The 23932-nt window shown below is 35.4% G+C and carries 23 protein-coding genes and 1 pseudogene; 4 read left to right on the plus strand and 20 right to left on the minus strand.

The genetic code is table 11. The features are described 5' to 3' along the window. Positions 1–29 precede the first annotated feature (29 nt). Positions 30–2183 (minus strand): peptidoglycan D,D-transpeptidase FtsI family protein, encoded by a 2154-nt coding sequence (locus NLJ82_RS14470; protein WP_001249210.1) that lies wholly within the window; start codon positions 2181–2183, stop codon positions 30–32. Positions 2184–2472: 289 nt separating this feature from the next. Here NLJ82_RS14470 and NLJ82_RS14475 point away from each other — a divergent pair, with 289 nt between their 5' ends. Then, entirely contained in the window at positions 2473–3054 is a 582-nt protein-coding gene (locus tag NLJ82_RS14475) for a hypothetical protein (protein WP_000132274.1), read from the plus strand. A 55-nt stretch (positions 3055–3109) separates the two neighbouring features. On the opposite strand, the gene NLJ82_RS14480 is transcribed toward NLJ82_RS14475, so the two are convergent. The 12 genes from NLJ82_RS14480 to NLJ82_RS14535 form a co-directional block, all read right to left on the minus strand. After that, complete coding sequence (locus tag NLJ82_RS14480; protein ID WP_001183812.1) at positions 3110–3838, minus strand: NAD-dependent protein deacylase; 729 nt, start codon at positions 3836–3838, stop codon at positions 3110–3112. Positions 3839–3914: 76 nt separating this feature from the next. Further along, positions 3915–4562 carry a pyroglutamyl-peptidase I gene (pcp, locus tag NLJ82_RS14485; protein ID WP_000859735.1) on the minus strand — a complete coding sequence of 216 codons (648 nt, stop codon included), beginning with the start codon at positions 4560–4562 and terminating at the stop codon, positions 3915–3917. A gap of 16 nt (positions 4563–4578) precedes the next feature. Further along, complete coding sequence (locus tag NLJ82_RS14490) at positions 4579–5541, minus strand: DUF979 domain-containing protein (protein ID WP_001021655.1); 963 nt, start codon at positions 5539–5541, stop codon at positions 4579–4581. Between the two features lies 1 nt (position 5542). Beyond that, positions 5543–6238, minus strand: coding sequence for a DUF969 domain-containing protein (locus NLJ82_RS14495; RefSeq protein WP_000239801.1), 696 nt, complete (start codon positions 6236–6238; stop codon positions 5543–5545). A gap of 23 nt (positions 6239–6261) precedes the next feature. Then, positions 6262–7023: a 5-oxoprolinase subunit PxpA gene (gene pxpA / locus NLJ82_RS14500; protein ID WP_000207335.1), complete on the minus strand. Its 762-nt coding sequence runs from the start codon at positions 7021–7023 to the stop codon at positions 6262–6264. Between the two features lie 18 nt (positions 7024–7041). Next, positions 7042–8031 carry a 5-oxoprolinase subunit C family protein gene (locus NLJ82_RS14505; protein ID WP_000382221.1) on the minus strand — a complete coding sequence of 330 codons (990 nt, stop codon included), beginning with the start codon at positions 8029–8031 and terminating at the stop codon, positions 7042–7044. Beyond that, complete coding sequence (pxpB, locus tag NLJ82_RS14510) at positions 8022–8735, minus strand: 5-oxoprolinase subunit PxpB (protein ID WP_000672295.1); 714 nt, start codon at positions 8733–8735, stop codon at positions 8022–8024. The genes NLJ82_RS14505 and pxpB overlap by 10 nt, the downstream gene beginning before the upstream one ends. A gap of 14 nt (positions 8736–8749) precedes the next feature. Next, positions 8750–9502 carry an IclR family transcriptional regulator gene (locus NLJ82_RS14515; RefSeq protein ID WP_000026403.1) on the minus strand — a complete coding sequence of 251 codons (753 nt, stop codon included), beginning with the start codon at positions 9500–9502 and terminating at the stop codon, positions 8750–8752. A gap of 141 nt (positions 9503–9643) precedes the next feature. Beyond that, positions 9644–10195 carry a signal peptidase I gene (gene lepB, locus NLJ82_RS14520; protein ID WP_000662493.1) on the minus strand — a complete coding sequence of 184 codons (552 nt, stop codon included), beginning with the start codon at positions 10193–10195 and terminating at the stop codon, positions 9644–9646. Positions 10196–10218: 23 nt separating this feature from the next. Further along, the gene (locus NLJ82_RS14525; RefSeq protein ID WP_000895075.1) at positions 10219–10896 is read right to left on the minus strand and encodes a copper homeostasis protein CutC; all 678 of its coding nucleotides are present in this window, start codon (positions 10894–10896) and stop codon (positions 10219–10221) included. 234 nt (positions 10897–11130) lie between these two features. Continuing rightward, on the minus strand, positions 11131–12261 hold the full coding sequence (spoIIP, locus tag NLJ82_RS14530; RefSeq protein WP_001045267.1) for a stage II sporulation protein P: 1131 nt from the start codon (positions 12259–12261) through the stop codon (positions 11131–11133). 203 nt (positions 12262–12464) lie between these two features. Continuing rightward, positions 12465–13169, minus strand: a complete 705-nt coding sequence (locus tag NLJ82_RS14535; protein ID WP_001103799.1) for an ArsR/SmtB family transcription factor — start codon at positions 13167–13169, stop codon at positions 12465–12467. Positions 13170–13241: 72 nt separating this feature from the next. Here NLJ82_RS14535 and NLJ82_RS14540 point away from each other — a divergent pair, with 72 nt between their 5' ends. After that, positions 13242–13715: a DinB family protein gene (locus NLJ82_RS14540; RefSeq protein WP_000991251.1), complete on the plus strand. Its 474-nt coding sequence runs from the start codon at positions 13242–13244 to the stop codon at positions 13713–13715. A 75-nt stretch (positions 13716–13790) separates the two neighbouring features. Continuing rightward, positions 13791–15182, plus strand: a complete 1392-nt coding sequence (locus NLJ82_RS14545; protein WP_001066465.1) for an MFS transporter — start codon at positions 13791–13793, stop codon at positions 15180–15182. 426 nt (positions 15183–15608) lie between these two features. Here the strand turns inward: NLJ82_RS14545 and NLJ82_RS14555 are convergent, their stop codons facing one another. The 4 genes from NLJ82_RS14555 to NLJ82_RS14570 form a co-directional block, all read right to left on the minus strand. Continuing rightward, positions 15609–16757: an acyl-CoA dehydrogenase family protein gene (locus NLJ82_RS14555; RefSeq protein ID WP_001218386.1), complete on the minus strand. Its 1149-nt coding sequence runs from the start codon at positions 16755–16757 to the stop codon at positions 15609–15611. Positions 16758–16909: 152 nt separating this feature from the next. Beyond that, positions 16910–17542: a YdcF family protein gene (locus NLJ82_RS14560; protein WP_000662223.1), complete on the minus strand. Its 633-nt coding sequence runs from the start codon at positions 17540–17542 to the stop codon at positions 16910–16912. A 330-nt stretch (positions 17543–17872) separates the two neighbouring features. Then, the gene (locus tag NLJ82_RS14565; RefSeq protein WP_000402596.1) at positions 17873–18460 is read right to left on the minus strand and encodes a GNAT family N-acetyltransferase; all 588 of its coding nucleotides are present in this window, start codon (positions 18458–18460) and stop codon (positions 17873–17875) included. Positions 18461–19072: 612 nt separating this feature from the next. Next, the gene (locus tag NLJ82_RS14570) at positions 19073–20401 is read right to left on the minus strand and encodes a YjiH family protein (RefSeq protein ID WP_001289406.1); all 1329 of its coding nucleotides are present in this window, start codon (positions 20399–20401) and stop codon (positions 19073–19075) included. A gap of 242 nt (positions 20402–20643) precedes the next feature. On the opposite strand from NLJ82_RS14570, the gene NLJ82_RS14575 reads away from it, so the two are divergent. Continuing rightward, on the plus strand, positions 20644–22458 hold the full coding sequence (locus NLJ82_RS14575) for an S-layer homology domain-containing protein (RefSeq protein ID WP_000848939.1): 1815 nt from the start codon (positions 20644–20646) through the stop codon (positions 22456–22458). A gap of 78 nt (positions 22459–22536) precedes the next feature. Here the strand turns inward: NLJ82_RS14575 and NLJ82_RS28910 are convergent. The 3 genes and pseudogenes from NLJ82_RS28910 to NLJ82_RS14590 form a co-directional block, all read right to left on the minus strand. Beyond that, positions 22537–22722: pseudogene (locus NLJ82_RS28910) on the minus strand (aminoglycoside phosphotransferase); the annotation flags it as partial. A gap of 146 nt (positions 22723–22868) precedes the next feature. After that, a complete protein-coding gene (locus tag NLJ82_RS14585) occupies positions 22869–23384 on the minus strand; it encodes a GNAT family N-acetyltransferase (protein WP_000442524.1) in 516 nt (171 codons plus the stop codon). Positions 23385–23410: 26 nt separating this feature from the next. Then, positions 23411–23872: a DUF2691 family protein gene (locus NLJ82_RS14590; protein WP_000820158.1), complete on the minus strand. Its 462-nt coding sequence runs from the start codon at positions 23870–23872 to the stop codon at positions 23411–23413. Between the last annotated feature and the right edge of the window lie 60 nt (positions 23873–23932).

Below are 23932 nucleotides of genomic sequence, written 5' to 3' on the forward strand. Positions count from 1 at the left end.
CCATATGTCTCAATGCAGTGATATGATTTTTACTGGGCCTTGTTCGGCTGCTCTACTGGGACTGGATTTCCACCTGCTCTTTTCGCTTTCAATTCAAAATACGCATCCAAAATCTCTTTACCAATTGCGGAATTAATTCCTGATTTGTCATCATTTACCCATGGTACAACAACTGAAAAAGCTACTTCCGGATCAGCATCATACGGCGCATAACCGGCAAGAGTTAAATTATAACATTTTTTTCTATTATTGTTTTCATCTCTTCCAATTTCACTTTCTCCACCATACACAGTTTCAGCTGTCCCTGTTTTTCCAGCTGGTTTATACGGTAATCCTTTAAACGTTGCAGTACCTGTTCCGTCATTCTCTTGAAAAACCCTTCTAAATCCTTCTTTTACATGATTAATGTATGAAGTGTTCATATCCACTCGATTTAAAATAACTGGTTCAATAGATCGAATAACTTTTCCAACATCCTCTGGTCTATGTGGTTGTTCTCTCACTTCTTGCACAATTTGCGGTTTCATTCTGTAACCACCGTTTGCAATGGTTGAAATATATTGAGCAAGTTGAAGCGGCGTATATGTATCGTACTGTCCAATCGCATAATCAAGTAAAAAACCAGGTACGTTATCCGTTCTACCCATTTGACCAATCGATTCATTCGGCAAGTCAATACCAGTCGGTACACCTAAACCAAATTGTCTAAAATAGTAGCGCATTTTATTAAATGTCTCTTGTTTAATGTCTAATGGATTGTTTGGCACATAATTTATACCTGCCATCTTTAATGCTGTATTAAACATATATACGTTTGATGAAACTTGTAAAGCTCTTAAATCATCAATATCACCAAAGTCTTTCCACGATTTCTTCGGCTTAGAGCTTCCTTTAAAATACATAGGTGCATCAAAGAAATGTGTATACGGCTTAATTGTGTCAGTTTGATAGCCGGCTAATAATGTAGCCCCTTTCACAGTTGACCCTAACTCATAAGAACTTGTCATTGTCCCTAAAGCATAGTCCTCTATTTGCATCCCGCCATCTTTATTTACAATTTTCTTTCCTGCCATCGATAAAATTTGACCGTTTTTCGGGTTCATCATTACAACGAATGCACGATCCATCATCGGCTCTGCAGAATGAAATGCTCGTAAATTCTTTTCAAGACTTTCCTCTACTTTTTTCTGTAACTCCATATCTACTGTTAACATTAAATTATTTCCACTTTTTCCTTCGGTCACTTTTTCTGTCCGGATTATATTTCCTGCTTTATCTGTAATGCTTCTAGATTGCTCTTTCGTTCCATGTAATGCGTCTTCATATTGCTTTTCGATGTAACTCTTACCAATGCGGTCATTTCGGTTATAATCACGCACTAAATAATAATCTAATTGTTCCCTTGGCAATCCTTCATTTTCAGTAGAAACGCTACCAAGAATAGAACGAAGTATTTTATCATTTGGGTATTCACGTTCCCAGTCTACTGTCGTATCTACTCCGGGCAAGCTTGCCAATCTTTCACTTACGACTGCATATTCATTTTGACTTACATCTTTTTTAACGATTTGCGGCGTCATTTTATATCCCGCATTCATTTTGCTTTTAATAGCTAGTACTTCTAGGTCTTCTTTTGAAAGTTCGCTTAATTCTTCTTGTGTAATTCTTTCCCTACGTAACTCTTCCACTTTTTTATCTAATTCTTTCCCTTCTATCTCCTGCTTCCTAAATTTACTCTCATCTTCTTTCGTTACTTTTTCTGCTGCCCGCTTTTCATTTAACTGCATCCAAAAATCCTTTTTATCTGTTTCTGTTAACTTGTCTATATCCTCTGGCGACATTTCAATTAACTGGGCTAACTGTCTTGCTACTTGTAAAACTTCTTTCGAATCTACTCCTTTCATTTTCGTATATGTAACGGTTCGTAGTGGTTTATTATTTACAATCACCTGACCTTGTCGATCAAACATTTTCCCTCTAGGAACAGGTGTACTTACCGTTACATCTTCCTTTTTGTTCACTTCATTTCTATACGTTTCTCCATCAATGATTTGTACTTTACCTAATTGAATTATAATAGCTGAAAATAAAAGAAAGACGATAAAAAATAGTACATTTAACCGAAAAGGAATATGAGTCTTTTTCTTTTTCGATTGTTTCTTCTGCTCCTTTTTCTGTCTCATTTCGCTCCCTCGCTTCATTCTATTAACATTTCTACATGGAACCATTATGTATCAAATTTATTTATATGATATATATAGAATTTTATATTAATTATAAAAGAAATAAAAGATTTAATTTTCAGTTTTTTAATTTTATATCCTATTTATTACCATTCCCTTAATGCACAATAACATGAATATTATTCTAAAAGAACAATGGTACAAATTTATTTTTATACCATTAGTTTACATTTATTTGTATACTAAAGAAATAAATTCATAAAAGACATTACTTAAGGAGAGAACGAAAATGACAGATTCATTTACAATACATACTAATGCGCCCCATTGTTTAAACTTTATGATTTATATTCAAAATATTTATCTCAACCAAAAAGAGAAAAAGGAAAATTTAAAATTTCCTTACATAGCAAGACAATTCAATTTTTCTACTAACTTTGAAGCAAATTTCAAAGAATTATGGCATTCACTTCGCAAACAAATGGCTAATGACAAGTATGATTCGCAAATTTTTTATGATGAAAACCATATCTTTTATGAGAATCTTTTTGATAATCATTTATGTAATAAAGAATTATTCAAAGAATTAATATGTAGTTTTAAAGTATGGTGGACTAGCATAGCAGGTCAGCTTTCATTAGAATGGTCTGTAAGTGATTTTAGTAGACAACTTTACGAAGACTTAGTTTTATATATAAAACAACACCAAATAAAACCTTTACAACAGCTACAAATTAGCTTACTTTATGACGATTGTGTATTCGTTAAAAATAATACTACTTCTTACTCTGCTATTTTACCTACGAAACACTTTTTTATTAATTATAGAGATGTTGTTACTACATTATCGACATGTTTTCACGCTGCTTAGTATAACGATTACTCAAATAAAAAACTGAGGCGGATACCTCAGTTTTTTCGATAACTTATTTCCTTGAAGACAATCCTTCAACGAATTCACCAATCTTATTTTGAAAAACATAATCAAAGTTATATTCTTGTCCTGTTAACTCTTCATTTACTAAAATGGTTGTTGCTCCTACTTCTCTCTTTGCGATTTCTGGGAATGAAGCAACGGGTTGTACTTTTAATGACGTTCCCATAACGATAAGCACATCTGTTTCATATAAACGTTTTATCGCATTTTGATATTGCGGCAATGTATCTCCGTATAAAACAACGTCTGGATTTAAAATGAAATTACACTTCTGACAGCGCGGCACCTCATGATCAATCATATACTGCAAATCATATCCCGTTTTACACTTCGGACAATGTGCTGTTTGCAGTGTGCCATGTAAATCAATAACATGTTTACTACCACCTACTTGATGTAAACCGTCAATATTTTGCGTTAAAATCGTAATATCTTTTCCTTTTTCTTCTAATTCAGCTAAAAAGCGATGTCCACGATTTGGCTTATATTGATGAAACGTATTGATTTGAAATATTTCTTTATAATGCTTCCAAAATTCTTTCGGACTTCGGTTATAGTACCCTCTTGATAAGTACATTTCCACATTCGCATCAGCATACAATCCATTTGCTGAACGAAAATCTGGGATACCACTTTCCGTACTTGCACCTGCACCTGTTAATACTGTCATTTTCTTCGCTTTTTCTAAAATTGAACGTACTTCTTCAAATTGTTGCACAACAATCACCTCTATGTATTTTCCTATACTATATTATACCAGTTGTTTACAGGAGGTGTCGTACAATTCATTCTACTTAATGCGTCGTGCCACCAACCTCTACAATATCCACCTCAACGGTCGTCGTTACTTCAACTGCCAACTCTATCCCTTTACGAATAGTAGAAAGTGACATACTCGGTTGCCCTGGATAATTACTCGCTTGCTCTGGTAAAAATGGAATATGAACAAATCCACCTTTTACTTTGTGATTCTGTTTCTCTAGTTCATGCATGAGACCATAGAATAAGTGATTACAAACGAATGTACCTGCTGTTTGTGAAACGGAAGCCGGTATGCCCTCTGCTTGTAGTCTTTTTACAATTGCTTTCATCGGAAGTGTAGACCAATAAGCAGCTGGTCCTTCTTCTACGACTGGTACATCTACCGGCTGGTTTCCTTCATTGTCAGCAATTCTTGCATCATCAATATTAATTGCGACACGCTCTATCGTAATATCTGGTCTACCTCCAGCTTGTCCAATGCATATAATGAATTCCGGTGCTAGTTCTTCTATATACTCTTTTAATACACTGATTGATTTATGAAATACAGTGGGTACTTGTTTACTAATAATCTTGTATTCTCCGATTGTTTTTTCATGCAAACTTTTTGCGACTTCCCAAGCTGGATTGATACTTTCTCCACCGAACGGATCAAATCCTGTTAATAATACTGTTTTCATAGTTTTATCCTCCTAATTAGAAACGATATACAAGGCCGTACATAATAAACATATTAATAATGAAAATGGAAAGAGCAATTGGTACCTGTGCTTTAATAACGGCATTTTTATCTTTTAGTTCTAAAAGCATTGCCGGAACGATATTAAAGTTTGCTGCCATTGGCGTAAGTAGCGTTCCGCAATATCCTGCAAACATACCAAGCGCTGCCATAATCGCTGGGTTTCCGCCGTGCATTTGAACAATTAAAGGTAAACCAATTCCGCCAGTAATAACGGCAAACGCTGCGAAAGCATTTCCCATTACGACTGTGAAAAGCATCATTCCTAAACAGTACGCCATAACAGCAACGAACGGATACTCTGTCGGTAACACTTGGCCGACTAAATCAGAAACGACTTGTCCAACGCCAGATTTCGCGAAAATACCACCAAGTGCTGCTAACATTTGTGGTAAAATAACAGCCCAGCCGACAGCTTGTAATAGTCTGCTTCCTTCTTGCACAGGAGTTGTTATCTTCGATTTTGTAATGCGCATCGCCGCAACGAATGCAAGTAATGCTCCTAACGCTAATGCTACTAGCGTTACTTTATCTGGATCAACAAGGGAGACATTTCCCCATTTAATTTTTCCTAACGTTAACGTACCGATAATTGTAAAAATAGGAATTAATAGTGCAGGCATAAAGATTTTATTTTTTAATTTATCCGCATGTTTTACACGTTCTTGTACTGGAACTTCTTTCTCCTCTGATTTTGTTACTTTATTTAGTGAAGCTAACACAACCATAGCGAGTACAATACAGCCAACGTAAAACGAAGGGATTACATTTCCGAATAAAAATGTAACTGCAAATAACGCCCAAAATAGGCTAGAACCAAATCGATTTGGATGTTCACGATCGAATGCGATACGAACGGCGATAAAGGCAACGATTATACCTAATACATAGTAGATTGTATCCATTGTGATGATATTCATTTTATATCGCCTCCTTCTCTTCTTTTTCTTTTGATGTCATCGTTTTTGCTATATATTTATCAAACCTTTTAAATCTAATCCAGCTTACGATAAGTGCAGATATTGCAGTTGGAATACCCCAAAGCGCCATATCCCATACACCTACATGCATACCTACTGAATCAAAGAATCCTTTCATTAATAAAATAGCACCCGTTGCGATAAAAATGTCTTCTCCGAAAAACCAAGCAGTATTTTCCGCAGCCGCTGCGTTTGCTTTAATCTTTTCTCTTAACTTTTCAGGCAATTTACCGTATTTACCTTGCGCAGCCCCTTCTGCCATCGGTGCAACGAGCGGTCTTACTGTTTGTGCATGACCTCCAATATTCAGTCCAAGTGCTGCTGATGATTCTCTTATCGTAAAATATGACATTAATACTCTTCCAGTTGTTGCACCTTTTGATTTCGTTATAAGTGCTTCTGCTCTTTCTTTCAAACCGTAACGCTCTAAAATTCCGATTACCGGTAAAGTTAATATGATAGGCATAGACATATATCTATTTTCTATGAAAAATTTACCGAACATGCTGATCACATCATAAAAGCTTAATCCTGAAACCATCCCCGTAACAATACCTGCAACCATAACGACTAATAGTGTATTTAATCTAAATAAAAAGCCCACTGCAACAAGTAATATCCCGATTAATTTCACCAATTCCAACACTTCCCCTCATTATTTTATTTCGGTGTGCATATAGAAATCTCATTATTTTCGAATGTTCTGTATATTCTTCTCGCAAATTGTACAGCTTTCTCTCCATCACCGTGTAAACAAATCGTCTGCGCCTGAACGGCTACTTTCTGGCCGTTCACCGAATTTACATAGCCTTCTTTCACCATTTGAAGCACTTGCTTTATCGCTTCTTCTTCATTTTTTATAAGCGCATTTTCTTCCGTACGACTCGTTAATGTTCCATCTTGCTTATACGTACGATCTGCGAAAGCTTCTTGTACGAGAGTTATATTGTATTTTTCCGCAGCCTGTATAAACGCCTCGCTATTTGCTAATCCGTAAAGTAATAGACTTGGATTTATATGATATATTGCCTTTGCAATTGCATCTGCAATTTCCGGATTAGTTGCCGCCATATTATATAGAGCACCGTGTGGTTTCACATGATGCATCTTCCCGCCAGCTGCTTTTACAAAACCGTCTAATGCACCAATTTGATATAGAACATAATCGTATACTTCACTTGCTGGAACGTTCATGTTCCTTCTACCAAATCCAATTAAATCTGGAAATCCGGGATGTGCCCCTATCGCAACGTTATGTTGCATTGCCTTTTCAACTGTTTGTCGCATAACGGACGGATCACCCGCATGAAAACCACATGCAACGTTTATAGAGGAAACGAACGGAAGAATTTCATCATCATTTCCCATTTTATAAGCGCCAAAACTTTCTCCTAAATCACAATTCAAATCAATTGTAGTCATGATATTTCCCTCCTGCACTCAGCTTCGTAAAGCGATGAACTTTTTTAATAGATTCATATTTACTTCTTTTTCTATGTACAATTGTTCCGCTTCTTCAAGCGTAATATTCTCAAACGATACATAGTCCCCTGGTTTTAACTGGGCAAGAAGAGGTAAATCTACTGAAATGATATTTCCCATTCTCGGATAGCCACCTGTCGTTTGCCTATCTGCCATTAATATAATCGGCTGTCCACCATTTGGAACTTGAATGGTTCCAAATGTAACAGAACTCGATAAAATCTCTTTTTCAACGGCTCTATTTAAAATTTCTCCTTCAACCCTATAACCCATACGGTCAGCGTAATTAGATACTTTATACTCTTTCGTAAAAAATGCCTTTTTGCTTTCTTCTGTAAATTGATCATATTCAAAGTCAGCTATGACACGAAGCTTAGGATGTTTCTTATACTTTGGTAGTACGCTGTTGCTAATTGCCCATTTCGTTTTTATTCTCTCATCTTTTTGTAAGTCTTGAACGAAACGATTCGCCATTTCTGGTTGTACACCAATTTGGAAGTAGTCACCCTTTTTCAACATTCTTCCTTCTATACCTCCAATCGCAGCACGTATGTAAGTACTTTTGCTTCCCATCGTACGATCAATATGGATACCACCTGCAAAAGTCACATACGTTCTGCAACCACTTTTCACTTTTCCAAAGCAAAGCATACTACCTTCTTCCGCTAAAATGGGACGCCATAATGGTATACGCTCCCCATTTAGTAACGGTTCCATATCCGCACCGCCAATCGCAAGTAACGTCGTTTTCTTTATTAACAATTTCGGTCCCATAATCGTCATTTCGAGTGCCGCTTCATTCTCTTCATTACCAACTAACATATTGATCATCCGAAGTGCACTTTGATCCATCGCCCCGCCAACTGGCACACCGTATTGTTGATAATGAGATCGTCCTAAATCTTGGACTGTTGTAAACATCCCTGCATGCAAAACCTCTACATCCATTCTTTAGCCCCCTCAAGTGATACGTACTCTTCCTTCGTTATTGGGATAAATCGTAAATACATGCCGCTTTGAATAAAGGTTGGTGTTTCTTCTTCCGGATTAAATAAGGAGATTGGTGTTCGGCCAATAATATTCCATCCACCCGGTGTTTCAAGCGGATAAATACCTGTTTGATTTCCGCCGATTCCTACCGAACCAGGAGAGATTTGTAACCGCGGTATTTCTTTTCTAGGTGTTTCTAGTTCTTTTGATAGTCCTCCTAAATATGGGAACCCTGGTGTAAAGCCTAACATATATACAAAATACGTTGTTTCACTATGTATGCGAATGACATCTTCTACTTGTAAACCGTGATAATGTGCCACCTCTTCTAAATCAGGTCCATATTCTCCCCCGTAACAAACGGGTATAGAAATATGTTTCACATCTCGTTTCAGCTCTTCCTTATACGTATCTAACATTCCAGTTATATATTGGCATACGTAATCATATGGTCTTATCTTTCTATCATTTCCCTTCCATACTTCATACAAATTGTAGTAAACAGCTAATGAAGTAAACGACGGAACACATTCAACCATCCCTACAAACGGATGTTGCTGCAGCGCTTGAAATAATTGCTGCACTTTTTCATAAGTATCCATTCCAATTCCTTCACCAAATGTAACAATAATTGCTTGATCCCCTAACGCAGAAAATTTCATCCTACTCCCTCTTTCTATGCCAAAAAGCCGAGTTCTTTCGAAATGCGATTCGCTGTCTCTTTTACCTTCGCGATAAAATATGGAATGTTACTTTCGTTGTACTCAATTGCTAATCCTGAAATACTAATGCCTGCTACAACCGTTCCGTCGCTTGCGAAAATGGGCACTGCTATAGCTGCTGTATGATTTTCTAACTCCGAATAACTAATGGTATGTCCTTCCTTTTTCGCCATTTGTAACACTTCTAACAATTGTTTCTTATCTACGATTGTTCCATCTGCAAATTGTTTTAAATCCGTTTCCTCTATGTATTTCTGTTTCTCTTCCTCTGAGAAATACGATAGTAAAATTCTCGGACATGCACCGGCATAAAGTGGCGCTCGTCTTCCAACCGCCGTATACACACGTACAGGCTGAACGCCTTCCATCTTTTCCACATAAATCGCGTCATTACCATCTTGAATAATTAAATTAACTGCCTGCCCTAAACTATCTCTAAGCTCTTTCATATATGGAATTGCAATATTTCTTACGGATAGTCTTTGTGAAACAAGTTGACCGAACCGTAAAAAAACGACTCCTAGACGATATTTCCCCTTTTCGTTTTTTTGTAAAAACTCCATTTCTTCTAACGAGCCAATTAAACGATAAACCGATGTTTTCGGCATACTTGTAAGCTGAACCATTTCTGTTAAACTTAGCTCTTCATGCTCATAAAACAACTGTAAAATATCCATTGTCTTAACTGCCGTTTTATTTATACTCATTCCATCTCCCTCTTATTCCGAATTTCGGAACTTAAATTCCATTTTTCGAAACAAACATATAATTTAAAATTATAAAATATTCTTTCAATTCTATCAACAAAAAAAGTATGGAAGAATATATATTCTCCCATACTTCTTTCTTTATAGCGCTCTTACTTGTTTCAACGGCCAGAAAACAGCTTGTCCTTTTCCGACAATTTCATCTTCTGAAATAAATCCAAACATACGACCGTCTTTAGAAACTTCACGATTATCCCCTAAAACAAATACTTGACCTTCTGGCACTTTCGTTTTTCCTGTGATTTGTTCTAACGTAAAGTCTGGAGTTAATACACGGCCTGCTGCTTTTTCTTTAAACTCTTTTAAATATGGTTCTTCCATCGCTTTTCCGTTTACATATAACACATCATTTTTATACTCAACTGTATCGCCTGGTAAACCAATTACTCGTTTTACTAAATCATATCCTTCTTTTCCGTGGAAGACGATAATATCAAAGCGTTCTAATCCACTTATACTGTAACCAATCTTATTCACGAGAACTCGTTCGTTATTTTCTAAAGTGGGCATCATCGATTCGCCTTGTACTAATGACGGTGTAAATAAAACACCGCGAATAATTGCGATTAATACAAGGGTAAATCCTATCGTTTTTGCCCATGAGAATAATTCTTTCTTCGTATTTTCCTTCATCGTTTCTCCTCTTTCTTAATTGTTTATTGTATGATTTGAACTAATTCTTGTACGAAATCAAGATCAATTTCAGCAAAACATGATTTCCCTTCTCTTACCGCTGTACCGACATGAGCTTGCGAAATTCCTGTTGCATCTAGCAATTGCTTTATATTTCCTTTCGTCACGCCAGCTCCAGCTACAAGCTGAATTTGACCATCACTTACCTTTTGCATTTCTGTAAGCACCGGAATATTCTCTACTATATTTCCTTGTCCACCTGAAGTTAAGACGTGAGTTACTTTATGAAACTTCTTTAAAGTTCTCATTGCTTCTACTGGATTTTCTGTGTCGTCTATTGCACGATGATATGTGACATTTATCCCATCTACCACAGATAATAAATCCGCTAGTTTCTCTTCATCTACTTCATTTCGTTCATTTAATACACCTAATACAACACCAGCTACTCCTAATTTCTGAGCAACTTCAATATCTTCTTTCATCATTTCAATTTCCTCTTCCGTATATGTAAAAGACTTTGCATGCGGACGAATCATAACGTGAATTGGTATATGTACTGCTTCTACCGCTTTTTTTATAAAAGCATAACTCGGCGTTAAACCGCCTTCTGTATAAGATGAAATTAATTCAATTCGCTTTCCGCCAGCTCGTTCAATTCGTTTTACATCTTCTAAACATGTTGCAATAACCTCTAGCATGAGATAACCTCTTTTCGTGCTTTTTTCTTATTATACAGTAGGTGAAATAAGAAGCATAGCATTCTCCTATAAAACGATAAAAAGAAGAATGAAAAGAAAGATTTTTTCAATTGATAACGTGTATTGGTAATCTTATATTTTTCATATTCTACAAAAAAGGAGTAACCCCCTAGAACGCCTGACTAGGTGTCACTCCTTTTCATTTTACAAAAACACTAAGTTTTCCCTCTATATTTAGTTATTTTTCTTAGTCACTTCATTATAATAGTGGCTAAATGCTTCTACTAATGCATCAACGGAAGCATATAATTCTTCTGGTGTATTATCTACCCCTCCCATTTCAATAAGTAATGCATTTGGGGAAAGGTCTTGATTATATACTCCATTGCCGCTTTTACGATCTTTAATAAAAATACCTCGGCTTAAACCGTAATACTTCTCGTCTAAATATGAATTTATTGCCGTTACTATTTTTTTATTTTTTTCATAGTTAGGATTTTCTCGTCCTAAAATAAAATAGAGTCGTGCATAATCCTTTCCATTAATCGTTTTCTTTGTAATATTTTTTCGGGCATCGTCCCTATGAAGATCAATAGGAAACATAATATTTTTATCTTGTGCTAATTTATCTTGTAATATTTGACGGGACCCTTTATAAGATTGAGCCCAATTTAAATTTTTACTTCGCAGAAAATCCCTCATATTCGTCGTATCATGTGAAACACCTATCCCTTTTTCTTCTAACTTTTGTTTTAAATAATTTCCAACAAACGTAATGTTCACTTCATTATTTGTACTAGAGGCATCATCAGGTATAGTAGCACCTGGAATGAGAGGAATGAACGACTCCCAACTATGTGTATGATAAATAAAAACTTTATTTTCACCGTTATTTTGTGTATTTGAATTGTTTTCTTTCTCACTCTTTGGGTGTTTAACAGCAGTACCTTTATCTTGAATATTCTCTAAAGGAATGCCGGATTCTTCAGGAATGTTCGTATAATCTGTTCCTTCTCCGGCAATTAATATTTCTGAATAAAATTGATTCATATTTGGAAGTTCTCGAGTTAATAAGCTCCGGAGGTCATTTACATTAATATTTGTAGAAAGTGAAAGTAAAAAAGATTCCAAAGACGCTCGTCCTTTTTCTTTATGAAATTCTTCGGCAAAATAACGATTTTCACTGCCTATCATATACATAAGACCTTTCGTAGAATTCGTTCCTAATAATTGATTAATATAATAAGATTTAAATACGTTTGAATTACTAGAAATGAAGAATGAAGTGAGAATACATATAATCGTGAATAAAATACATATCATGACATACTTTATATTAAATACTTTCAGTTTCACTTTATTCATTTTATATCTCCCTTCATTTACTATATTCTTACGCATAATTTTCAATGAATATGATTACTAATTTAATAGAATCGTCTCAACTACTATTTTTGCAGTTAATCTCTTTCCGTAAAGCAAACGAGGTTGATTTGCCGTGCGCAAATATCACTAAAGATTTTTAAAAGAAATGAAATAACCTGAGTCTACATTTGTATAGACTCAGGTTATTTCATTTCTTTATTTTCCATGTCAATGCCTAATTCGTCTTTCAAGAACTTCATACCTTTTCTTGTAAGATGGACAGCCCGATTCTTATCTTTTTTTGTAATCCATTCCTGTTCAAAAAATAGTTTTGCTATTGCAGATCCTAACCAACCAGAAATATGGTAGCGTCGTTCACTCCAATCAAGACAAGGTTTTGCAAATATTCTTCTCTTTATATTTGCCGTTTCAATATTTATTCCAAAATTCAGAAACCATTGCTTACCTTGTTCCGTTACAATGTATTCTCCTTTCTCTAAAATGATAAATTCCTTATCTAATAATTTTTCGGTTATCTCTACACCGAGTCTACCTGCAAGATGATCGTAACAAGTTCGAGCATAACGAATTTGTTTTAGTTGATCTGATTGTTTTAAAGAACGAACTTGAACTGTTGGTGCGATTGTTCCTAACTTTTCAAGAACCTCTGCTACCTCTTGATTAGCAAGTCGATAGTAACGATGTCTACCATGTTGTTCAACTGTCAGTAGATTCCCCTCTACTAATTTAGAAAGGTGAGAACTAATTGTTGGATGTGACACCTTTGCCATATAAGCCAATTCGCTAGCAGGTAGTGCTTGATTATTCATTAAACAATCTAAGATGATTGCTCTTGTAGGTTCAGCAATTAGTTTAGCTATATATGAGATATTCGGATATACATTCATATTTCGATGATACCCTAATTATCAATTTGATACAATTATCTTAAATCCACAAGTAAGGAGGAATTATTTGTAATGAATGCAATTGATCTTTGTATATTAAATTTAAAGGAAACAAGAAGGCGCTCTATCAAACTGTGGAGGTCACTTCCTGATAGCTTGCTTTCTTGGAAACCTGACAACGAAGCAATGACTTTTGGAGAGATGATTCGGCATGTATGGAGTGCAAGTTTCCATTATCATTTGCTCTTAAGAAACAACAGATCGATAAAGGCAGATATACATACTCCATACGATGAAGAACCAATCACTTCTGTTGAAAAAGAGATAGAGTTATCGCAATCGTATTTTTCCAATTTTATAGAATATGTTGAATCCATATCAACTGAAGAATTAGAATCGAGACTTATTGATAGAAGTGATGTAGGCTATCAACGATATTTGGGTGACATGCTTTTAAGAATTGCCTATCATGATGCCGTTCATACGGGTCAGTTTTTACAATACTTAAGAATGGTAGAGTTGGAAAGACCCCTTATATGGGATTAACCTTAAATAAAGATTTTGTGAGGAAAGCCCCATTGCCGTCAAGCTTAGATTAAGTAAAAAGGTTGTGGTAATTTGATGAATAATACGAATATTGTTGCAAACCGAGCACTTTCTCATTTTAGTGAAAAAATGGTAATCCTGACTGCTGGTATCGGAATGTTTTTATCCACTTTAGATACTGGTATTATCAATATTGCTTTACCATTTCTAGAAAAAGAATTTCACTCAACAGTAACTATAACGGCATGGAGTGTAACTATATATGTTATGGCACTTAGTGCCACTATCCTTTTATTTGGAAAACTTAGTGATCGCATAGGCCGAATCAGAATATGTTTGTGGGGGTTTGTTATATTTCTTTTCAGTTCTATATTATGCGGTTTATCTCAAGAAATGTGGCAATTGCTTGTATTTCGAGCCATTCAGGGCATTGGTGCTGCTGCTTTACAAGCTACATCTGCAGCTCTCATTACAACTCTTATCACCCCTGAAAATCGTAGTCATGCATTAGGTACCTTAGGAGTAATGATAGGATTAGGGCCTATTTTAGGTCCCACTGCAGGAGGATTTTTCATTTCACTTGGAAGTTGGCGATGGATTTTTTGGATTAACATTCCATTATGTCTAATTGGATTATGGGCTTGTTACAAAGTCTCTCGAGTTATAAAAGAAGAAATACATCCATCAACTATCGATGTATTAGGAAATATATACTTCACTTTAAGCGCCTTGCTATTTCTTTTTGGTTTCTCTCATGGATCAAGTGTAGGAATGAAAAGTATATCTACATGGGGATATATCATGATTTCAATTATTTTATTAGTTACTTTTATAATTCATGAATCCAAAGTAAAACACCCTATTATAGATGTACATTTATTCCAGCATTCAAATTTTATCGTTCCTATATTTGCAACAGTAGGTTTTGGGGTGGCCTCAGCAATTATTTTTATCATTCCACCCTATTTCCTACAAGCATTTACGCAATTAACTCCTTGGCAAACAGGATTTGTTTTATTATCAGCCCCGCTTGGTTTAGTAATATTTTCGCGAATAGCAGGAAAATACATGGAACGTTTTGGGCCAAAATTAATTATGAAAATAGGTTTATGTGTTATGTTTATAGCATTTGTTGGATTAAGCTTTATCCAAGCCCATTGGTCACCATATATAATGGTGAGCTTATTACTTCTATATGGGGGTGGAGGAGGAATTTTCCAGCCTGCTAATATTGCATCAATTATGACATCTGTATCTAAAGAGAAACAAGGTACGATTGGAGCTGTGCAACGTATGTTACAAAACGTTGCAATTGCATTTGGTGCCGCAGTTGCCGCAACATTTATGGATTCACAAGGCAATATGGAAACAGATGGGCTTATTCAAGCATTCCGATATTCGTGGTACTTTGCTGGAGGATTACTATTATTTAATCTTTTATGTTTTTTAGGCTATCGGAAATCTTAAAATGACCAAATATAATTTCTAACAATTAAAAGCCGAATTTATTCCAAGATAAATTCGGCTTATTTTTTCCGTTTTGGTGAACAATTAATTGCTTAAATTGAGGGGGCGTGTATAGTGACCCTTATGACTCTTTCTAATTTTGAAATATGTTCTTTATCGGACGATACAGCGTTGGCAACATATCGTGTAAGGGATGAAACTAGAATGCAGAATACTTTGCGAAGCTCCATTTGGAAACTGATAGATGAAAAATGGCAAATGTTTTTCCATCAAGGAACACTCACAAAATCATGATGATTATTTATATTTAAACGCTGCATTTCTAGTATATCAATCGAATAAAAAGCACGCGTTCGATTACTAATCAAACACGTGCTTTCAAAACAACTATATTGTACTTAAATAATAAAGTTCAAGCTAAAAAAACTACGACCGAAACGCCGCATCCGCCAACATAGATAGTGTTGCATCATCCATCGGCGGGTTGTGTAGTCCTGCTCTAACGTTTAAATAATAACGGTGAAGCGGATTTTTTTCTGATAAACTTTTTGCTCCTACGATGCGCATTGATTTATCCACTATGGATATCGCCGCATTTGTTACGGCGTATTTCACTGCCGCTAATTCTGCTTGCAGTGACAGTTTATCTTCTGCCTCATCGTATTTTTTCGCAATTTGATATAAAAAGACGCGAGCTTGCATAAGCTCGAGTTCTAATTCTCCAACTAATCTTCTAACATTCGGTAATAAACTAATAGAATGGTTTAAACTATTTGGTTTGTATGATCCCGCAAACTGAACTGCATAATTTCTTGCTGATTGTGCAATTCCTAAATAACATGCTGGTATATGTAGCAACCAGCCAATACCCTTTTGTTTCACTTTCCCGCCTTTTACATCCGTAAAAAAGCGGTTGTCTATCTCTACATTTTGTAAGACAAGGTCGTGGCTAGCAGTCCCTCGCATCGCAACGCTATCCCACGTTTCTTCAATGGATACACCGATTGTATTTCTTGGAATAACAAACTCACCAACTTCTTCACGGCCTTCCATACTCGCTGAAATAATAAAATAATCAAGTACTGGCGCCATCGTTGTAAAAGTTTTCCTTCCATTTATAACCCACTTCTCGCCTTGTTGAACCGCTATTGTTTCTGGTTTACCGCCACGCGTCGGACTCCCTGTTTTCGGTTCTGTTGCTGCCCTATTAAAGAGCGCCCCATTTCGCACTTCTTCGCAAAACCATTTAAACATCTCATCATTCCAAGAGCGATTTTCCGCTAGTTCTTTCACAATGCCAAGATGCCAGCCAATCGATAATGCAGTAGCCCCGCAGCCTTCCGCAATTTTCTCTTGAAATAGAACGAAGTCATATAAAGAAATCGCACTACCACCAAATTCCTTCGGTAACGTTAATTTCGTATATCCGATATCTTTCAAATCATTTATATTTTCATACGGAAATGATCCTAATTCACTTAGTTGATGCTCCCTTTCCATGAACTTCGGAATCAATTTATTTATTTGTTCAATAATGAAAGATTGTTTTTCTGTTTCAACAAATGAGAGTGCCATACTATAATCTCCTTTATGTTCGATTCATAAACCGTTCATTTTGTCATTATGATTATATGAAGCTACCTCTCTATTGTTTCACTATTCCGATAAAAATACAATGTTTTTGACTAATAAGAAAAGTTCCTATTTAAAGATAGGTTCTTTTCTTATTAGTCTCCCTTCAATGCCTTTAATGGCAACGAGGTTACATATCCAATATACGAGAATAATTCTTTAAAGAAGAATGGTATTTCTGTATCTAACGTTTTATATGCTGATGTCGGCGTTGGTGAAGCATACGCTTCAATATTAATATGTTTTGCGATTCTCATTGCGCGTTTCATATGAAGTGGATCACTTACAATCGTGTATGTGCGTATTCCGTTCTCTATTCCAACTTCCTTCGCATTCTTTAAATTTTCTTCAGTGAAAAGGGATTTTGTTTCAATTAAAATATCTTCCTCTTTTACACCTTGTTTCATTGCATATACTCTTGCAGTACGCGCTTCCTCAAGCTCTGCCTCGAACTTTGTACCACCTGTAAAAATAATCTTTTTAATATTTCCGTTCTTATATAAAGAAATCGCATGATTAATTCTTTCTTTAAATACAGGAGATGGTTTTCCATTCCAAGAAGCTGCTCCTAGTACGATACCAGCATCCGTTTTCACGCTATCATCTGTTTTAAAACGATAACTCCAAATATCGTAAGCTGCATAACTTACATATAAAATAGCAGAACAAATCATTAGTAAAAATACTTGAAAGATTCGCCTTTTCTTACTCTTCTTATTTTCTTTCATTTGTAATTGCCTCCGTACATCATCCATACTTCTATAAAAAAACATTTATATCAAATCGTTTTGTTTGAGTTTATTTAAAAGAAGGAACTTTACTTGTTATTTATGTATAAAAGGGTTTTCATTTAAAATTGAGGATTATCAATTCATTTTCATTTGCGGTTTTCATTACATGTTTTAAATTCATAAGTTTATTACCATACAACTACATTGTAACGAATTTTGTCTCAGAAGGGAACGATGAAACAAAAGGAATTAAAATAAAGTAGCATTTTGTAAGAAAAAAGGTATATTTTTCATGCCTTAAGAACAATATACCTTTCAAAACACGAATTATAGCTTTTCTTTATACAACTCTAATTTTTCTAACAATTGTTCTTTCACGTCTGGCCATTCACTTGAGATAATACTGTACACAACTGCATCTCTCACATAACCATTTGATAATTTTCTTTCATTTCTAAGCACACCCTCTTTTACTGCGCCTAACCTTTCAATTGCTCGTTGTGCTTTTTCATTTCTTGCATCCGTCTTAATTTGTACCCTGAGCATATGCAGTTTTTCAAAAGCATACTGGAGAAGCATATACTTACACTCTGTATTGATACTCGTACGCTGGACACTTGGATGATACCACGTTTGTCCTAACTCGACTGTTTTATCTTCCACTGAAATATTATATAGACGTGTACTCCCTACAATCTTATTCGTCTGTTGATCCACTACAACGAAAGGGATTTGCGTACCTTTTCCATAACCTTGTATCGCTTTTTGCACATATTGCTGCATATCTTGCATACTATCCATTTTAGAGATTAAATACGCCCAAATTTCCCGATTTCCTTCTACAATCGAAAACAAAGTTTCGACATCATTACTATCCATTAACCGTAGCTTTGCTCTTTCGTGAATGATTTCCATTTGTAAGCCCCCTTTTTCTTACTATATCACAGAAATAAACATTTAATTATATAGATATTAAAACATTAACACTAACTTTTAAATGCACTTAAAATTCAAGTTTTAATACCTTCTTACATAATAATCCGTAAAAGCCTGTAACAAATACCGTGTCCATCCCATTATATCAAGCTACATTTATATTGGTTTCATTTCATGTAAGGTTTTTCTTTTTCTAAAGGTCTAGTGTGCATTATTGAAAGATTTGCACACCAAAAACGCTATTATTTCTACAAAAAGATTATTTTTTCAATTTGGTAGTATGGATAATTCTGGATTACACCAAAAAAATACTATATAATAATAAAGTGAAAGTTTTACAGTTAATTCATATGGGGTAAATGGGAGGATATAAAAATGCTAGATCAAATTACTTGGGGAACGCCAGGCAGCTTATTATGCTTAGGATTCTTTTTTGCAGGATTAGGAATTTTCTTAAGAAGTATTACGTCATATTCGAAAAACAAATAAAACATCAAAAAAGTGTACATTTTAAAGTATTTACTTGATAAAAACACTAAACAAAAGAATCCTTCCTTTTATAGAAGGATTCTTTTTATACCTTTCCCCTTTTTAAAGCAACAAATAAGCAATCGGCGTAATGATAAGCAATGTTAATATCGTTCTTTGTACGTACAGAATAATAAGTTCTGATACTTTTAACGGAATATCTGTCGATAAAATACAAGGAATGGATGCTGAGAAAAACAATATAGATGATACCGAAACAACCGCAATGACAAACTTTGTCACAAGTGGTGCACTAACTACTAATAATGATGGTAAAAACATTTCCGCAATACCGACGGATGCCGCTTTAGCAGCTAAGTCTGCTTCTGGCAGTTGCAAAGCCCATGTAAAAGGATAAAAAATATAACTGATCCAATCAAATATTGGTGTGAACTTCGCTAAGACAATACCAATTAACCCTACAGACATAATAGATGGTAAAATTCCCATTGTCATAATAAAGCCGTCTTTTAAGTTCACTGCGATATTTTTCATAACGCTTGGTGCAGTTTTTGATACTTCTAATGCATCTTCCCAAGCGCGTTCTAACATTTTCTCTTTATAAACAGGCTCTGGGAACCCTTCTTCTGTTACATATGTATCTGGTTTTCTACTAAGGGGTGGAAGTCTTACGGTGATAGCAGTTACGATGAATGTTACAACGAGAGTCGTCCAAAAATAAACATTCCATAAATGCATAATATCTAATGTTTTTGCGATGATGATCATAAATGTTGCGGATACTGTAGAAAATCCTGTAGCGATAATGGCTGCTTCTTTTGTTGTATACTTTCCTTCTTTATAGACACGGTTCGTAATTAATAAAGCCAGTGAATAACTTCCCACAAAGGACGCAACCGCATCAATTGCTGATCGTCCAGGTGTTTTCCATAACGGCCTCATAATCGGACGGCAAAACGTACCGATAAATTCAAGTAATCCATACCCGACTAATAATGCTAAAAAAGCCGAACCAATCGGAACGAGTAAACTTACCGATATTACTAGTTTCTCATACAAAAACGGCCCAACATCTGGCGCAAAGAACCAAGCTGGCCCTACTTTCAAACAATATAATACACCGAAAACGACGCCAACCACTTTTAAAGTCGAAAAGCAAATATCTACGATAGATGTATTCCATTTTTTCGTATAAAACGGATAAATTGCACCCATTACCATAACGAGTAGTGCGTAATAAGGTACGACGCTCGGAACCGAAGCTCTAATCCACGACACGATATGATCAATCATTATGGAAGAAGCGCCATTTATCGTAACTGGTACGAAAAACATAAACACCCCAACGAGACTAGCGAGTATAAACCGAAGAATGATGCTCTTCTCACTCCCTGTCTTAATTACATTCCTTTTTAATTCAATTTCACTCAAAATTCGACACCCCCTATTTATCTAAATATTCTGTATAATTATATTAAATTCCTTCTTTTCATTTGAAAATGACACAAGCAATAATCTTACATTTTTATTGTCAGTCTCCAAAAATTATCATATAATATCTTTCATACATGTTACATATACTCATTCCAAACATACATTTTGTAACTAAATTATTTCTTTTTTCAATTTACTCTTTAAATTATCCCACATAAAAATAGAAGGAGAATGGAAATTTGAAAACAATAAAAATAACTATGGCAAGTGCGTTGCTATTTGGTGCTATCATCGCTCCATCTAGTTCTTTCGCTGTGAGTGAAACTGTAACACAAAAAAATAATGCGCAATTGGAGAATTACGAAGACGAAGACGATTACTACTATCAATTTCCTGATGTTATTGGCTGGGCAAAGCCGTCCGTTGATTATTTAGTAAAGAAAAAAGTCTTATCTGGCTTACCAGACGGTACATTTGGACCTAATCTTGAAATTGATAGAGCTTCTGCCGCAATTATCATGGCAAAAATATTAAACTTACAAATAGACCCTTCAGCAAAGCCATCATTTAAAGATTCCCAAAAACATTGGGCTACTCCTTATATTGCTGCAGTTGAAAAAGCTGGGATTATTAAAGGCGTCGGGAATGGAAATTTCGAACCTTCTGGAAAGCTAACGAGAGCTGCTATGGCCTCTATGCTTGTTCATGCATATAACTTAGACAAAAAAGCCACTGAAAAACTACCTACTGTATTCCGAGATTTAAAAGGGCATTGGAGTGAAAAATCGGCTAATCTTCTTGTTGCTCTTGGTATTTCACTGGGCTATGGTGGTAGTCATTGGTATCCAGATAACACGATTACCCGTGCAGAAGCTGCAAGTTTAGTTGCTCGCACAGACCAATCGAAAGATAAAGAAATTAAATTAAAGCAAGTTACTATGAAACAACATTATTTTATTTATCCTGAAACCTCTCTTCATTCAGGTATACTTGCTGAATATGCACCACAAACCGTTACTGTATTCGATGAATCTGAAAACGGATGGATTAAAATTGCGACGGATCATGGGTTAAAGTGGACACCATTAAAAGAGAAACAAGTCTACATTGATAAAAACTTTGTTACCTTTGATAGACCGTCAAGAACAGGATACGTGGTTGGTAAATATCCCCCTCAAACTGTAACAGTCGTTGAAGAAAATAGCATCTGGTTAAAAATTCGCACTAGCGAAGGGCTTCAATGGATGAATCCATATTTAAAAGAGGGTGAAGGAAAAGAACTAACATACATACCAAGAACATTTTTTGCTTACGATAGCCCTAATTTTTCTTCTAAAATATCTGGAAAGTATGCTCCACAAGGCGGCATCGAAGAATTAGCTATGGGAGATGACGGATGGGTACAAATTCGTACAGATAAAGGACCGAAATGGATAAACATGTCTTATCTCTTACGTCCAAAGCTCCTCTTAAATGTTCCTGCCATTAATCAATTGCCGGAACTACAAAAAGGAAGTGCAGTTGTTTCACTCCAAATGCTTTTAGAATACTATACAGGACGCTCATTAAATAAAGTAGACTTTGCTAATCAAATGCCATTTGATACAACTCGACGCCAGACTACAGGTGATGGAAAAATTTCAGTTTGGGGTGATCCAGACATCGGATTCGTTGGTGATGTAAGAGGAATAAATTATGGTTACTCTATTAACCCGGCACCATTGAAACAATTACTTGATAAACATGCAAGAGGTACAGATTTAACAGGACAGGATTTCTCTGTATTAGAAAGCTATGTACGGAATGGTAAACCAGTTGTAGCGTGGGTAGGAAACAAAATAACTGCTCCACAACTAGAACAAACTTGGAAAACACCTCAAGGAAAAACCGTAAATGGATACAGAAATGCACATACTATTATCATAACTGGTGTAGATGATCGTAACATTTATTATAATGACCCACTAGACGGTAAAAAAGACCAGCCAATGGTAAAATCCCGATTTGAGCACAGTTATAATCAAATGGGTAAAAAAGCTTTAAGTATCGATTAATCATATAAAAAAGCCTATTTTGATCGTATGATTCAAAATAGGCTTTTTCTATTACTGTCCATAATCATCTACAATTACTTAAATGACACGATACGATTCTTCTGCCACTATCTTATTACTACTCTTATTCGCATCATATGTAATTAACGCTTTCCAAAGTGCCCATCCTCTCGCTCTATTCCACGTTTCTTCATCTATTTGTAGTACTTCTTTACATATCTTTCTACTACTTTTATCAAAAAACATCCATAACATCGCTGCATCACTTGGCAATCTTACACTCATCCCCTAAGTGAAATGTTCTGTTATCATGCCCACTAAACTTTACAGGTTTCACCTCTAAATGTGTCCAGTCAGGAAACTGTTCCCCCTATTAATCTTTTAACTAAACCAGTATTAATTTGATTCATTTACTCTCCCCTTTTCTTTTGAAACTTACTAAATCCATCTGTACTGCCAACATATTCAAAACCATTGCTCTTATAAAAATCATTCAATATGCGATTATGCCCTACACAATCTAGTTTTAAAAACTCTTTGTCATGTTGTACATTCTCTTCTACCCACTGTAACATCCATTCTCCGATTCCGTTCCCCTTATACTTCCGATTCACCGCAAATCTATGAATATATAATGAATTAGAAACTTCCTCTTTACCAAAAATATATTCATCCCATTCATTTTGTTTAGGAGATACTGTAACTGTACCGATAATTTCATCTTCTTTCGTAACCACATATGTATATTTCTCTCTTATACCTTCTAATATTTCAGCCGTAGCTTCTCCTCCTAAAAGGTACTGCCACTGGTCCACTTCTTTATGTTGTAGCCATTGTGCTACTTCTTTTAATAGAGTAATAATGTTATCGCTTTCCTCTTCAGTAGCGGTTCGAATTGTATATTCTTTACTTATAGTTCTCTCCATATTGCGTTTCCCCTTTCAAATTCTTACTATACTGACAAACGTGTTCTACCGTCATTTTCGTCTGTAACATATTCTACATAAAACCCCTGATTTCGTGCGTTTTCATACATCAGTTCAATCGCTTTTTGGTCTTCCGCATAAATTTGTATGTATTGACCGTCCGCCACTAATACGACTATCTCACACTTACTTTCCATAAACTCTTCATATGTTTCAATATCTAGTACTATTTCTCCTTTGAGATATGCTTTTAAATCTGCAAAAATAAGATAATATACGTTGGCTTTAAATAACCTGTTCAAATCCGATCCTTCCATTACACTTGGTTCTTCTGGAAATAACGCTTCATCCAATCCACCACGTGCTACTAAGTATGACTCCTCACTCCCTACCCACCAATCATATGAAGGAATATGAATTGGCTTTAATACTTTCCAAAGTAAATTATTATATTCATTTGGAATTTCTACAAAGATTCCTCTTTTCATATGTTTACTCCTAACATATTTGTTTCCATTTTTGTTTCATACATTATATACGAAATTCAG

The sequence above is a fragment of the Bacillus paranthracis genome (assembly GCF_024296885.1).
Classification (GTDB): domain Bacteria; phylum Bacillota; class Bacilli; order Bacillales; family Bacillaceae_G; genus Bacillus_A; species Bacillus_A paranthracis.

Bases quoted from the DNA above. Each gene is read 5' to 3' on its own strand.
- lepB (WP_000662493.1), bottom strand. From the start codon at position 10,195: ATGAAGGAAAATACGAAGAAAGAATTATTCTCATGGGCAAAAACGATA.
- NLJ82_RS14490 (WP_001021655.1), bottom strand. From the start codon at position 5,541: ATGAATATCATCACAATGGATACAATCTACTATGTATTAGGTATAATC.
- NLJ82_RS14585 (WP_000442524.1), bottom strand. From the start codon at position 23,384: ATGGAGAGAACTATAAGTAAAGAATATACAATTCGAACCGCTACTGAA.
- NLJ82_RS14475 (WP_000132274.1), top strand. From the start codon at position 2,473: ATGACAGATTCATTTACAATACATACTAATGCGCCCCATTGTTTAAAC.
- spoIIP (WP_001045267.1), bottom strand. From the start codon at position 12,261: ATGAATAAAGTGAAACTGAAAGTATTTAATATAAAGTATGTCATGATA.
- NLJ82_RS14590 (WP_000820158.1), bottom strand. From the start codon at position 23,872: ATGAAAAGAGGAATCTTTGTAGAAATTCCAAATGAATATAATAATTTA.
- pxpA (WP_000207335.1), bottom strand. From the start codon at position 7,023: ATGACTACAATTGATTTGAATTGTGATTTAGGAGAAAGTTTTGGCGCT.
- NLJ82_RS14535 (WP_001103799.1), bottom strand. From the start codon at position 13,169: ATGAATGTATATCCGAATATCTCATATATAGCTAAACTAATTGCTGAA.
- pxpB (WP_000672295.1), bottom strand. From the start codon at position 8,735: ATGAAATTTTCTGCGTTAGGGGATCAAGCAATTATTGTTACATTTGGT.
- pcp (WP_000859735.1), bottom strand. From the start codon at position 4,562: ATGAAAACAGTATTATTAACAGGATTTGATCCGTTCGGTGGAGAAAGT.
- NLJ82_RS14560 (WP_000662223.1), bottom strand. From the start codon at position 17,542: ATGAAAGAAAATAAGAAGAGTAAGAAAAGGCGAATCTTTCAAGTATTT.
- NLJ82_RS14505 (WP_000382221.1), bottom strand. From the start codon at position 8,031: ATGGATGTAGAGGTTTTGCATGCAGGGATGTTTACAACAGTCCAAGAT.
- NLJ82_RS14525 (WP_000895075.1), bottom strand. From the start codon at position 10,896: ATGCTAGAGGTTATTGCAACATGTTTAGAAGATGTAAAACGAATTGAA.
- NLJ82_RS14565 (WP_000402596.1), bottom strand. From the start codon at position 18,460: ATGGAAATCATTCACGAAAGAGCAAAGCTACGGTTAATGGATAGTAAT.
- NLJ82_RS14470 (WP_001249210.1), bottom strand. From the start codon at position 2,183: ATGAGACAGAAAAAGGAGCAGAAGAAACAATCGAAAAAGAAAAAGACT.
- NLJ82_RS14540 (WP_000991251.1), top strand. From the start codon at position 13,242: ATGAATGCAATTGATCTTTGTATATTAAATTTAAAGGAAACAAGAAGG.
- NLJ82_RS14545 (WP_001066465.1), top strand. From the start codon at position 13,791: ATGAATAATACGAATATTGTTGCAAACCGAGCACTTTCTCATTTTAGT.
- NLJ82_RS14555 (WP_001218386.1), bottom strand. From the start codon at position 16,757: ATGGCACTCTCATTTGTTGAAACAGAAAAACAATCTTTCATTATTGAA.
- NLJ82_RS14515 (WP_000026403.1), bottom strand. From the start codon at position 9,502: ATGAGTATAAATAAAACGGCAGTTAAGACAATGGATATTTTACAGTTG.